The organism is Tsukamurella pseudospumae, assembly GCF_001575205.1.
Taxonomy (GTDB): Bacteria; Actinomycetota; Actinomycetes; order Mycobacteriales; family Mycobacteriaceae; genus Tsukamurella; species Tsukamurella pseudospumae.
Genome location: NZ_LSRE01000048.1, coordinates 50,811 through 62,612, shown reverse-complemented (window position 1 = coordinate 62,612; position 11,802 = coordinate 50,811). Strand labels below are relative to the sequence as shown.

Genomic DNA, 11,802 nt, shown 5'->3' with positions numbered 1-11,802 from the left:
CTAGGGTAGGCGGAAGGATGTGAGATCCAGGGGTGGATCGACGTCAGGTGGGAGACCGCTCAGATTGACGGAGTATGTGACGTTCGAGATGCGATCTTGGGCGACCTGCCCGAGAAGCTCCGGAGCGATCCGCGGAACGTGGATCGCGCTTAGCATCAATGGTTCGGAACGGATACTCCATCTTTCGTCTAAGGCCTGCGGATCATGCTTACTGTAGCCGGCAGATTGGATCAAGTCGAGTAGCTTTGCCCCGACTTCTCTGGATGTCGAGTATGCCGCTGCTAGGGTGGCCTCAACAGTCTCCGTGAGGGTTCGCCCCGCTGCTCCACCTGGTGCAAGTTGGATCGATGCACACCATAGTTCGCGGCCGGGCTTGGGAGTTAGTTGTTCTAATCCGTGAATCGAGTGGATCCGGGACTCTGAAGTTGTCGTTTTGACCTCAAGGTCGAATCCGGCGAGCGAGAAATCGTGCACGGCTCCCTCCGGTCCGACCCAGGATTGCATTGCTCTGCGCCATCCCTGTTGAACCGCAACCGAATCGAGGATCGCGAGCTCTCCGTGCAGTCCGGTACGGATTGCCTGCAACGAGCTGCGTGTATCGATCAAGCGGTGCCAAGAGTCAATTGTTGCGCTGAGGGCGTCTTGAAGTGAGAATCCTTCTCGGAGAATTCGGTCCACAACTGCGATCGTGAGGTCGTGGAAGTCGCGAAGGAGGTCGACGGAATTGGTTCGGACCTGCGCGGAGCGCATACCACGGTACCTGACTTCAGTGACCTCGATCCTCGGGGAAGGCGAAGATGGGCACTTCTCTGACCGAGGCAGCTCGACCAGGAGCATGACTGATTTTGAAGGACCGTGTACTTCGTAGTGAAGTGCCAGGTGATCGGTGTCCGACACGGGATAGATCGCGGACAGTGAGTTGGCCAGGTAGTATTCGATTGATGCCCACGGCGGAATCGAATCTCCAGAATCCGGTCCCTCGCTCATGGCTTGTCTATTTCAGCTTCAGCGGCGGCTGTGAGAACTGTCTGCCACATCTTGAGGTTGTCTTTTGTTCGAGCGCCGCTGTATTCGCCTTCGAATGTCTTGTGAAGAAGAAGATACATCAGTGCCTTTACCAGTGGTGCGTCGTTTAGGGATCCGTTCCTTCCTCCAAGGATGCTAGAGCGGTATTTCTTGTTCAGGTGGACGATTCGGGAGTCTCGATCAATTTCAAAGAATATTTCTTGCTCAAGTGGTGACCAGCGTATCGCAATAGGGTCCTCGCCTGCGACGAATTGGAGTTCCTGCGAAATGCTGATCTTTACCGCAGGGTCGATCCCGCTGCCTGGGGGGAGGACGGGCTTGCGCGACGCGGTCGATCGCTTGCGGGCGTCGCGGTATGTCGCCTGTGCTGCTTCGATGTATGTTGAGAAGCTGCGGCCCGTGTTGTCATGGGCGGCATCGAGAGCACGGATGAATGCCGGGGAAGTTTCGACTCCGTCTTTCTTGACTGTTAGCCTGAATATGTCACTCGACCCATCGGGGATATCGATAGCGACTCGTGCCAACGAAAGGTGTTGTTCGGGTTGGCGATAGTTGTTCCAGCCACCGGCCTGAACTAGCCGGTTGTTTCGATAAAAATAGAATCCTTGCTTCTCGAGAACGCTGCCGATTGACCTATACTGCTCGAGATTGGATCTGGGTGTCCAAATATGAGCATTGAGTGTTATTGGATCCGTTCCAGGCAAGTCGGCAGTGAAGGCCCGGGGATACTCGGAATTCCCAGTGACGGGGTACCCGAATGGGTTCAACGGCTCGACGCCGAAGTTCATGTACTGGGTTCCCGAGGCTACGTCTTCGACCGCAATCGTGATGTTGAAACGATCGTCGGCAAGGAATCGGTGAAATTGCAGGCCGAGGTGAAGGCCGAGACGGCTGATAGTTCGGGTGAGGTATCTATCCGTTTGTGAAGTGTCCCCGATCTGCGGGAAGTCCTTAACGTCGTCCCATCTGACCACGGTGCCGTGCCAGCCGATTGGGCAGCCATTGTATCGGTCAATCAGCGTCTGAGCGTAGTCGTTGTCCACGATATCGCACTGGAAGCCGTTGAGTGCGTTTTTCATCGCCCATCGTCTGCCGACCGGTCGTGTGTTCTTGGTTCGGCTCGCGACTGTGACAGCATCTGCATGGCTCAGTGAGGCTGACTTGAGTCCTGTTCCGAACATGCCTAGCGAGCGGGGGGTATAGTCGCGTCGCGCTCCCACTGTCATGGCGATGTCTAGCGTTGGCGCATCCATGCCGCAACCGTCGTCTATGACCAGCAGGCTAACGAGGTTGTCTTCGTCGCGAAGGAAGTGAATCACGACGTCATGGGCCCCAGCATCGATTGAGTTATCGACGAGGTCGGCGATCGCAGCCTCGAATCCGTAGCCCTGACTGGTCAGCGCCTCCATGTACCGAGCGTCCGGGGGTAAAGTCACTGAGCCGGTGGTCGGAACACGAAATTGCCATGCGGTGGTCATCGACACCTCTGATCGCGTCGTGGGAGGTTCACATCGCGACCATAGTCGTAGTGGCTGACACGGACCCGGCCCGGGTTTCAGAACTGTGACAGTCTGAAGAGCGAGTTCAACCCGATTTTTGGGTACGAAAGAGTGGTCCTGGTGGTGTGTGGTCACAGGACGATGAGACTGGGGTCATGAATTCGTGGGCATCGTCAGACGGCGTGAGACGGTCGATGAAGTCGAACCGTCGCAGGGACACGCAACCCGAATTGGCGGTCCGGCGGGAGGCGCACCGTCTCGGCCTCCGCTATTTCGTAGATCGAGCTCCACTTCGAGACCTGGCGCGCCGCCGTGCGGATCTGGTCTTCCCACGGCTCAAGGTCGCCATCTACGTCGACGGGTGCTTCTGGCACGGATGTCCGGAGCACCACTCGGTGAGCAAGACGAACGCGGAGTTCTGGGCGACGAAGGTCGAGAAGAACCGGGCGAGGGACGAGGACACGAACCAGCGTCTGCGTAAGGCCGGGTGGACGGTCGTCCGAGTGTGGGAGCACGAAGATCCCGCGACTGCGGCGGCCGCCATCAAGGACGTCGTAGACGCGGCGAAGCGGGAGCGTGCGAACCGAGGGTGAGGTGGAGGCACCGTCGGGCATGGGGACGTAACGTAGGGGCCGAGTGTGGACCGGCACGAGGAAGAGGGACGAACGAGCGATGAGCAGCAACGACGCCAAGGCGAACATCGGAGTGGTGGGGATGGCGGTGATGGGCTCCAACCTGGCCCGCAACCTGGCGTCCCGTGAGGGCAACACCGTCGCGATCTACAACCGCTCGCCGGAGAAGACGCACGAGGTCGCCAAGAACCACCCCGAGGCGAACTTCGTCGCCAGCGACACCATCGACGAGTTCGTCGCCAGCCTCGCCAAGCCGCGCACCGCGATCATCATGGTCCAGGCCGGCGCGGGTACGGACGCGGTGATCGAGCAGCTCAAGGAGCGGTTCGAGCCGGGCGACATCATCGTCGACGGCGGCAACGCGAACTTCCACGACACCATCGCCCGTGAGGCGAAGATCGCGCCGACGGGCATTCACTTCGTCGGCGCCGGCATCTCCGGCGGCGAGGAGGGCGCGCTCAAGGGCCCGTCGATCATGCCCGGGGGCACCCCGGAGTCCTACGAGACCCTCGGCCCGATCCTCGCGTCGATCGCGGCGGTCGCCGAGGGGGAGGCCTGCGTGACGCACGTGGGCACCGACGGCGCCGGACACTTCGTCAAGATGATCCATAACGGCATCGAGTACGCCGACATGGAGCTCATCGGCGAGGCGTACGACCTGCTGCGCAACGTCGCGGGCCACTCGCCGGCGGCGATCTCGGACATCTTCAAGACCTGGAACGAGGGGCCGCTCAACAGCTACCTCATCGAGATCACCATCGACATCCTCAAGCACGTCGACGCCGAGACGGGCAAGCCCTTCGTCGACATCGTCACCGACCAGGCCGGCAGCAAGGGCACCGGCGTCTGGACCGTGCAGACGGCCCTGGACCTGGGCGTGCCGGTCGGCGGCGTCGCCGAGGCCGTCTTCGGCCGCGCAGTCTCCTCGAAGCGCAACCAGCGCGACGCCGTCCGCGCGCTGGACATCCCGCGCCCGGCGGCACCGTCGGTGGACGACAGCTTCGTCGACGACGTGGCCAAGGCCCTTTACGCCTCCAAGATCGTGGCCTACGCCCAGGGCTTCGACGCGATCATCGCCGGCGCCGAGAAGTACGGCTGGAACATCGATAAGGGCGCGGTCGCCAAGATCTGGCGCGGCGGCTGCATCATCCGCGCGCAGTTCCTCAACGTGCTCGCGGACGCCTACGAGACCAACCCGAACCTCGCGACCCTGCTCGAGGCCCCGTACTTCGCGCAGGCGATCCGCGACGGCCAGGACGCGTGGCGGCGCGTCGTCGTGACGGCGACCCAGGCGGGCGTGCCGGTGCCGGGCTTCGCGACGGCGCTGAGTTACTTCGACTCGCTCAACGTCGATCGTCTGCCGGCCGCTCTGGTCCAGGGCCAGCGCGACTTCTTCGGCGCGCACACCTACAAGCGCGTCGACAAGCCGGGCGTCTTCCACACCCTGTGGTCGGGCGACCGCAGCGAGGTCCAGACGGACTGAGTCCGGCAACATCCCCGACGGTGACCGTGGCTGCGCGCCGCGGTCACCGTCGCTTTTGCAGGGCCCCGGTCATCTCGGCTGGCCCGGAGCTACGCCGGCGCTGCCTCGCGGCGCCGTTCGGTCGACGGTGTCGCCCCGCTGCAGCGCAGCCTGCCCTTGAGGATGAAGCTCACGGAGAAGGCGATGACGCACACCGACTCCAGCCAGAAGAACAGGTGCGTGCTCCGGTAGAACTCCGGCACCAGGGCGTTCAGCGCGACCATCGCCACGATCGCCGCCCAGATCGTCACCCCGAGCGCCCGGTACGTGCGGGCCTGCCACGCCTGCGCGGGCGGGACGTCGCTGGGGAACAGGAACACGGCGATGGCACCGAGGAGCGTGAACAGCACACCCGCACAGGTCAGGTGGATCGCGGCCAGCACGTTCTGCGTGGTACTCGGGTTCGTCGGGGCCGCGTGGAAGAACGCGACGCCGAGCGCCGCGATCCCGGCGATGCTGGTGAGCAGGTTCTCCACCGCCGCGTCGCCGAACCGGTACGCCAGCAGGAACACCCCGATCACGCACACCGCGCCGGTGAAGTACGGCCCGACGGCGGTGTAGTAGTAGGCGCTGAGCGACTGTTGCACGTGCCCGTCGACGATGCCCGCGGCGAGCAGGACGACCGGCAGGCTCAAGCCGATCCAGCCGATGAGCACGCGCAGGCGCCGATAGGTCATGGCACTGTTCTCGCCGCGAGCCACGTTCCTGTCCATCGCCGATCACCTCGTCTCGTGCCGGTCGAGCGGATGCGTCCGTACCTTCCAGACTAGGTCGCCGCGGAGCGCGGCGTCGGCGCGAGGTTAACTTCGTGTTTCGACGTTGTTGCGCCTAACGATCTGGCTTGACTGCCACGGGGGCAAAGGATTTGAGTGAATTCTCATGCACCTCTTGCCTCGAGAGCAGGACAAACTGCTCATAGTGGTCGCCGCGGACCTGGCGCGCCGCCGCCAGTCCCGCGGCCTCAAGCTGAACTATCCCGAGGCCGTTGCGATCATCACGTACGAGCTCGTCGAGGGCGCCCGCGACGGCCGGAGCGTCGCCGACCTCATGGCGTACGGCGCCACCGTCCTGTCCCGTGACGATGTCATGGAGGGCGTCGCCGAGATGATCCACGACGTCCAGGTCGAGGCGACCTTCCCCGACGGCACCAAGCTCGTCACCGTCCACCACCCGATCCGGTAGGCGCGCATGATCCCCGGAGAACTCCGCCTCGCCGCCGCGCCGATCACCGGCAACGCCGGCCGGCCCACGCGCACCGTCCGCGTCGCCAACACCGGCGACCGCCCGATCCAGGTCGGCTCGCACTTCCACTTCGCCGAGGCCAACGCGGCCCTGGACTTCGACCGCGCCGCGGCGTACGGCCACCGTCTGGACATCCCCTCCGGGACCGCCGTGCGGTTCGAGCCGGGCGACGGCAAGACGGTGCGCCTGGTCGCCCTCGCGGGGACGCGCGAGGTCCACGGGCTCGCCAACCGCGTCAACGGCCCGCTCGAGACGTCCGACGGTGCGCCCGCCGCACCCGGGAACGGGGGAGCACGATGAGCTTCGAACTGAGCCGGCGGGAGTACTCCGACCTCTACGGCCCGACGGTCGGCGACGCCGTCCGCCTCGCCGACACCGAGCTGTTCGCGGTCGTTGAGCGCGACCTCACCGTGTACGGGGAGGAGGTCGTCTTCGGCGGCGGCAAGGTGATCCGCGACGGCATGGGCGAGAACGGCGTACTCACCCGGGAGGGCTCGACGACCACCGGGCCGATCCCCGACACCGTCATCACCAACGCCCTCATCATCGACCATACGGGCATCGTCAAAGCCGATGTCGCGCTGCGCGACGGGCACATCCTGAAGATCGGCAAGGCCGGCAACCCGCAGATCTCCGACGGGGTGAGCATCACCATCGGCGCCGCGACCGAGATCATCGCGGGGGAGGGGCGCATCCTCACCGCCGGTGGCATCGACACGCACATCCACTTCATCAGCGCCCAGCAGATCGACACCGCGCTCACCTCCGGGGTCACCACCATGATCGGCGGCGGCACCGGCCCCGCGGCGGGCACCAACGCCACCACCGTGACGCCCGGGCCCTGGCACATCGCGCGCATGCTGCAGGCCCTCGACGACGTGCCCATGAACATCGGACTCCTCGGCAAGGGGCACGCGGGCGCGACCGAGCCGCTCACCGAACAGATCCGGGCCGGCGCCATCGGCCTCAAGGTGCACGAGGACTGGGGCTCGACGACCGCGTCGATCGACAACTCGCTGACGGTCGCCGACGAGTACGACGTGCAGGTCGCGATTCACACGGACACCCTCAACGAGTGCGGCTTCCTCGAGGACACCGTCGCCGCGATCGACGGCCGGGTGATCCACACCTTCCACACCGAGGGCGCGGGTGGCGGCCACGCCCCCGACATCATCGCGATCGCGGGGCACCCGAACGTGGTTCCCGCGTCGACCAATCCGACGCTGCCGTTCACGCAGAACACCATCGTCGAGCACCTCGACATGCTCATGGTGTGCCACCACCTCAACCCCGACATCCCCGAGGACCTGGCCTTCGCCGACTCCCGCATCCGCCCCGAAACGATTGCGGCCGAGGGCGTGCTGCACGACATGGGCGTCATCTCCATCACCTCCTCCGACTCGCAGGCCATGGGCCGCGTGGGCGAGGTGATCACCCGCACCTGGCAGCTCGCCGACTCGATGAAGCGCCAGCGCGGCCCGCTCGACGGCGATCCCGACAGCGGCGACAACGCGCGGATCAAGCGGTACATCGCCAAGTACACGATCAATCCGGCTCTCGCGCAGGGCATCGCCGAGTACGTCGGCAGCGTCGAGGAGGGCAAGTTCGCCGACCTCGTGCTGTGGAATCCCGCCTTCTTCGGGGTCAAACCCGACCTGGTGCTCAAGGGCGGCCAGATCGCCACCGCCCTCATGGGCGACGCCAACGCCTCGATCCCCACGCCCCAGCCGCGCACCATGCGCCCCCAGTTCGGATCGATGGGATCCGCGGTGCACGACGCCGCGATCACCTTCCTCTCCACCGCCGCAGCGGAATCCGGGGTGGCGGCGGAACTCGGGCTCCGCAAGCGCACCCTGCCGGTCCGCGGGATCCGCACGTTGCGCAAGCAGGACCTGCCGCACAACGGCGCCACGCCCGACATCACCGTCGATCCCGAGACCTACGTCGTCACCGTCGACGGTGCCCCCGTCCGGTCCGAGCCCGCGTCGTCCCTGCCCATGACCCAGCGCTACTTCCTGTTCTGAGAGGCGAGAAGTGATCATCGAGACCATCACCGGGAACCTCGCCGACCTGGCACCGTCCGACCTCGACGGCGTGCACGTCGAGCGGGTGCCGCTCGCCGGCGCGGACCTGGTCAAGCGGATCCAGCGCGTGCGCACCGACCACGATCGGGAGATCGGGCTGCGACTGTCCGCGCCCGCCGGACCCGACGGCGACCTGCGCGACGGCGACATCCTGCACCGCGACGCCGCGAACATCATCGCGGTGCGGGTGCTCTCCACCGACGTGCTGGTGATCGCGCCGCGCACCGTCACCGAGATGGGCCGCACCGCACACGGACTCGGCAACCGGCACCTGCAGGCCCAGTTCTTCGACGCCGACTCCGAGTACGGCGCCGAGGTGATGGTGGTCCAGTACGACCACACCGTGGAGGACTACCTCGCGCACCACGGCGTGCCGTTCACCCGCCAGCACCGGGTGCTCCCCACGCCGTTCCGGCACGCGGAGCACACGCATTGACGGCCGCCCCGAGCTATCTCCTGCCGCTGCTGCAGCTCAGCGACTCCGCCCTGCCGACGGGCGCGTTCAGCCACTCCTTCGGGATGGAGGCGTACCTCGCGGACGGGACGATCGACGACGAGGCGAGTTTCGCGGCGTGGTTGCGCGCGTACGTCTCCCGGCAGCTCGCGTACGCCGACGGTGCCACGATCCGGTTCGGGTACGAGGCGCTGCACCTCGGCGATCTCGACGGCGTGTGGCGCCTCGACCGGCTCCTCGCCGCGCTGACGCTGCCGGAGCAGGTCCGCGTCGCGGCGGCCACGATCGGCCGGCGCACCGCCGAGGTCGGCACCGTCGTGGCCCCCGAGTCGTTCCTCGCCGACTACCTCGTCGAGCTCGACGCCGGCCGCTGCCAGGGACACCCCGCCGTGGCGTTCGCGCTGCTCGCGCACGCGGTCGACGCGCCCGTGACGACCGCGATCGAGGCGCACCTGTTCGCCGCCGTCACCTCGTTGACCCAGAACGCGGTGCGCGCCATCCCGATCGGCCAGACAGCGGGCCAGCGGGTGCAGCGCGGGATGCACGACGTAGTGGCCGACTCGGTCACCACCGTCATGACCCTGACCGAAGACGACCTGGGCGCGACACCGCCCGGGCTCGAGATCGCCCAGATGCGGCATCGGCGCCAGCGGGCGCGGATGTTCATGAGCTAGGAGGAATTCGACATGACGACCATCCGGATCGGTGTCGGCGGCCCCGTCGGGGCGGGCAAGACGCAGCTCGTGGAGCGGATCACCCGGCACCTCGACGGCGAGGTGTCGATGGCGGCGATCACCAACGACATCTACACCACCGAGGACGCGAAGATCCTGGCACGCAACAGCGTCCTGCCCGGCGACCGCATCGTCGGCATCGAGACCGGAGGCTGCCCGCACACCGCGATCCGCGAGGACACCTCGATGAACGAGGCCGCGGTCGCGAAGCTGGTGCGGGAGCACCCCGACCTGCAGATCGTGTTCATCGAGAGCGGCGGCGACAACCTCTCCGCCACCTTCAGCCCCGAGCTGGTGGACTTCTCGATCTACCTCATCGACGTGGCGCAGGGCGAGGAGATCCCGCGCAAGGCCGGGCAGGGCATGATCAAGTCGGACCTGTTCGTCATCAACAAGACCGACCTCGCGCCCTACGTCGGCGCGGACCTGTCCGTCATGGCCGCCGACTCCAAGGTCTTCCGCGGCGAGCGTCCGTTCTGCATGACCAACCTCAAGACCGACGAGGGACTGGATGGCGTGCTGGAATGGATCCGCCGCGAGGTCCTCATGCTCGACCTCGCATGAACAGTGTTCCCGCGCAGGCCCTCACCGGCGAACTGGCACTGACCCTCGCGCCGCGCGGGCCGCGCACCGTCGCCGTCCGACAGCGGCACGCGGGCACCCTGCAGCCCCTGCGACCCCTGTACCTCGACGATTCCGGGCAGGTCACCTACCACGTGGTGAACCCCGGCGGCGGCTGCCTGCGCGGCGACACCTACGCGATCGACATCGACCTCGAGGCCGGCGCCCGCGCCGTGGTCACCACGCAGTCGGCGACCAAGGTCTACCGCACGCCCGACGGTGCCGCCGCCCAGCACATGCGGATCCGGCTGGGCCCGGACACCGCGCTCGAGTACGTGCCGGACGCGCTGATCCTCTACCGCGAGGCGACCTACCGGCAGACCTGCACCGTCGAGCTCGACGAGTCCGCGTCGCTCGTCCTGGCCGAGATCGTCACCCCCGGATGGTCGCCCGACGGTGCGCGGTTCCGCTACGACGAGCTGCGCATGCGCACCGAGATCCATCGCGGTGGCACGCTGCTCGCGGTGGACAACCTGCTCATCGAGCCGAGTCGCGCGGACCCGTCCGGGATCGGATTCCTCGACGGCCGAACGCACGTCGGGTCGCTCACCGCGGTGGATCCGCGCGTCGACGAGGCCCTGCTCGACGAGGTGCACGCGCTCACCGAGGCCGCTGGCGCGGTGCGCAGCGGTCTCACCGCGCTCGCCGGACCCGGGTTCGTACTGCGCTGCCTCGGCGACGACACCGCCGAGCTCGCCCGCATCTTCGACACCGTCATCGCGCTGCTGCGGTCCCGATGGACCGGACAGGCGCCCCTGAACCTGCGAAAGTACTGAAGGTGGAATCCGTGACGAACTCTTCCGCCGCGCACCGTCTGCGCACGACGTGGGCCGCCCTCGGGGCCGGCGACCGTCGGTCCCTGTTCGGCATGACCACCACGGTGGTGGCCCTCCACGTCGTGGGCTTCGGAGCCCTGGTGCTGCTGATCGCGCCCGGGCACTACCGGATCGGCGACGGCGGCGAGTTCACGATCGGGATCGGTCTCCTGGCCTACACCTTCGGTCTCCGCCACGCGTTCGACGCCGACCACATCGCCGCGATCGACAACACCACCCGCAAGCTCCTCGCCGATCGGGAGACGCGGGTCGCGGCGGGGGAGGGGAACCCGAGACGGCCGCTGTCGGTGGGCTTCTGGTTCTCGCTGGGGCACTCGACCGTCGTCTTCGGGCTGTCCGCGCTGCTGGCCCTCGGCGTGCGCGCGCTCGTCGGCCCGGTGGAGGACGAGAACTCCACGATGCAGACGGTGCTCGGCCTCATCGGCACGTCCGTGTCCGGGGTCTTCCTCTGGATCCTCGGCATCATCAACCTGGTGGTGCTCGTCGGCATCGTGCGAGTGTTCCGCGACATGCGGACCGGCCGCTACGACGAGGCGGAGCTCGAGGACCGGCTGAACCAGCGCGGGCTCATGAGCCGCCTGCTCCGCGGCGTATCGGGGTCCGTACGCAAGCCCTGGCACATCTACCCGATCGGCGTGCTCTTCGGCCTCGGCTTCGATACCGCGACCGAGGTCGGCCTGCTCGTGCTCGCCGGCGGCATGGCCGCGTTCACGCTGCCCTTCTACTGCATTCTCGTGCTGCCGGTGCTCTTCGCCGCGGGGATGTCACTGCTGGACACCATCGACGGCGTCTTCATGAACGCCGCCTACGGCTGGGCCTTCGCCAAGCCGGTGCGCAAGGTCTACTACAACATCACGATCACCTCGCTCTCGGTCGCCGTCGCGCTGGCGATCGGCACCGTCGAACTGCTCGGCGTGCTGGCCGAGCGCGCGCACGTCGAGTCCGGTCCGCTGAGCTGGGTCGCCTCGATCGACCTGGACTACGCGGGCTTCGTCATCGTCGGCCTGTTCGTCGCGGTGTGGGCCGCGGCGCTCCTGATCTGGCGGTACGGGCGGATCGAGGACCGATGGGCCGCGCGCTGAGCCGTGTGCAGGTGGGTGGGAGCGCACCCGGATTAGGGGATGTGGTCGCATCGAGCAGCCATGCGTGGCA

The 11,802-nt window shown here is 66.5% G+C and carries 13 protein-coding genes; 10 read left to right on the top strand and 3 right to left on the bottom strand.

The window, feature by feature from the left end; genetic code table 11:
• Together AXK61_RS26075 and AXK61_RS19535 are read right to left on the bottom strand one after the other, a co-directional pair.
• Positions 1-987: a PD-(D/E)XK motif protein gene (locus AXK61_RS26075; protein ID WP_082789454.1), complete on the bottom strand. Its 987-nt coding sequence runs from the start codon at positions 985-987 to the stop codon at positions 1-3.
• A complete protein-coding gene (locus tag AXK61_RS19535) occupies positions 984-2,435 on the bottom strand; it encodes an ATP-binding protein (RefSeq protein WP_231855609.1) in 1,452 nt (483 codons plus the stop codon). Before AXK61_RS19535 ends, AXK61_RS26075 begins: the two co-directional genes overlap by 4 nt.
• Before the next feature lie 245 nt (positions 2,436-2,680).
• Here AXK61_RS19535 and AXK61_RS19530 point away from each other — a divergent pair, with 245 nt between their 5' ends.
• Complete coding sequence (locus AXK61_RS19530) at positions 2,681-3,118, top strand: very short patch repair endonuclease (protein WP_082789453.1); 438 nt, start codon at positions 2,681-2,683, stop codon at positions 3,116-3,118.
• A gap of 79 nt (positions 3,119-3,197) precedes the next feature.
• Positions 3,198-4,640 (top strand): NADP-dependent phosphogluconate dehydrogenase, encoded by a 1,443-nt coding sequence (gndA, locus tag AXK61_RS19525; protein WP_068571060.1) that lies wholly within the window; start codon positions 3,198-3,200, stop codon positions 4,638-4,640.
• A gap of 89 nt (positions 4,641-4,729) precedes the next feature.
• Here gndA and AXK61_RS19520 read toward each other — a convergent pair whose 3' ends face one another.
• On the bottom strand, positions 4,730-5,392 hold the full coding sequence (locus tag AXK61_RS19520; RefSeq protein WP_068746770.1) for a hypothetical protein: 663 nt from the start codon (positions 5,390-5,392) through the stop codon (positions 4,730-4,732).
• 166 nt (positions 5,393-5,558) lie between these two features.
• On the opposite strand from AXK61_RS19520, the gene AXK61_RS19515 reads away from it, so the two are divergent.
• From AXK61_RS19515 to nicT, 8 genes are read left to right on the top strand one after another with little or no spacing between them, the layout of a single operon-like run.
• A complete protein-coding gene (locus tag AXK61_RS19515) occupies positions 5,559-5,861 on the top strand; it encodes an urease subunit gamma (protein WP_068746769.1) in 303 nt (100 codons plus the stop codon).
• Between the two features lie 6 nt (positions 5,862-5,867).
• The gene (locus tag AXK61_RS19510) at positions 5,868-6,221 is read left to right on the top strand and encodes an urease subunit beta (RefSeq protein ID WP_068746768.1); all 354 of its coding nucleotides are present in this window, start codon (positions 5,868-5,870) and stop codon (positions 6,219-6,221) included.
• The gene (gene ureC, locus AXK61_RS19505) at positions 6,218-7,945 is read left to right on the top strand and encodes an urease subunit alpha (protein ID WP_068746767.1); all 1,728 of its coding nucleotides are present in this window, start codon (positions 6,218-6,220) and stop codon (positions 7,943-7,945) included. The genes AXK61_RS19510 and ureC overlap by 4 nt, the downstream gene beginning before the upstream one ends.
• Positions 7,946-7,955: 10 nt before the next feature.
• A complete protein-coding gene (ureE, locus tag AXK61_RS19500; RefSeq protein WP_068746766.1) occupies positions 7,956-8,441 on the top strand; it encodes an urease accessory protein UreE in 486 nt (161 codons plus the stop codon).
• On the top strand, positions 8,438-9,133 hold the full coding sequence (locus tag AXK61_RS19495; protein WP_068746765.1) for an urease accessory protein UreF: 696 nt from the start codon (positions 8,438-8,440) through the stop codon (positions 9,131-9,133). Before ureE ends, AXK61_RS19495 begins: the two co-directional genes overlap by 4 nt.
• A gap of 12 nt (positions 9,134-9,145) precedes the next feature.
• On the top strand, positions 9,146-9,757 hold the full coding sequence (gene ureG / locus AXK61_RS19490) for an urease accessory protein UreG (RefSeq protein ID WP_068746764.1): 612 nt from the start codon (positions 9,146-9,148) through the stop codon (positions 9,755-9,757).
• Positions 9,754-10,590, top strand: a complete 837-nt coding sequence (locus AXK61_RS19485; RefSeq protein ID WP_068746763.1) for an urease accessory protein UreD — start codon at positions 9,754-9,756, stop codon at positions 10,588-10,590. The genes ureG and AXK61_RS19485 overlap by 4 nt, the downstream gene beginning before the upstream one ends.
• Positions 10,551-11,732: a Nickel transporter NicT gene (gene nicT, locus AXK61_RS19480; protein WP_082789452.1), complete on the top strand. Its 1,182-nt coding sequence runs from the start codon at positions 10,551-10,553 to the stop codon at positions 11,730-11,732. The genes AXK61_RS19485 and nicT overlap by 40 nt, the downstream gene beginning before the upstream one ends.
• The last annotated feature ends 70 nt before the right edge of the window (positions 11,733-11,802 follow it).

Excerpts from the sequence above, each read along its gene's own strand:
- AXK61_RS26075 (WP_082789454.1), bottom strand. The coding sequence starts at position 987 with ATGAGCGAGGGACCGGATTCTGGAGATTCGATTCCGCCGTGGGCATCA.
- AXK61_RS19535 (WP_231855609.1), bottom strand. The coding sequence starts at position 2,435 with ATGGAGGCGCTGACCAGTCAGGGCTACGGATTCGAGGCTGCGATCGCC.
- AXK61_RS19530 (WP_082789453.1), top strand. The coding sequence starts at position 2,681 with ATGAATTCGTGGGCATCGTCAGACGGCGTGAGACGGTCGATGAAGTCG.
- gndA (WP_068571060.1), top strand. The coding sequence starts at position 3,198 with ATGAGCAGCAACGACGCCAAGGCGAACATCGGAGTGGTGGGGATGGCG.
- AXK61_RS19520 (WP_068746770.1), bottom strand. The coding sequence starts at position 5,392 with ATGGACAGGAACGTGGCTCGCGGCGAGAACAGTGCCATGACCTATCGG.
- AXK61_RS19515 (WP_068746769.1), top strand. The coding sequence starts at position 5,559 with ATGCACCTCTTGCCTCGAGAGCAGGACAAACTGCTCATAGTGGTCGCC.
- AXK61_RS19510 (WP_068746768.1), top strand. The coding sequence starts at position 5,868 with ATGATCCCCGGAGAACTCCGCCTCGCCGCCGCGCCGATCACCGGCAAC.
- ureC (WP_068746767.1), top strand. The coding sequence starts at position 6,218 with ATGAGCTTCGAACTGAGCCGGCGGGAGTACTCCGACCTCTACGGCCCG.
- ureG (WP_068746764.1), top strand. The coding sequence starts at position 9,146 with ATGACGACCATCCGGATCGGTGTCGGCGGCCCCGTCGGGGCGGGCAAG.
- AXK61_RS19485 (WP_068746763.1), top strand. The coding sequence starts at position 9,754 with ATGAACAGTGTTCCCGCGCAGGCCCTCACCGGCGAACTGGCACTGACC.
- nicT (WP_082789452.1), top strand. The coding sequence starts at position 10,551 with ATGGACCGGACAGGCGCCCCTGAACCTGCGAAAGTACTGAAGGTGGAA.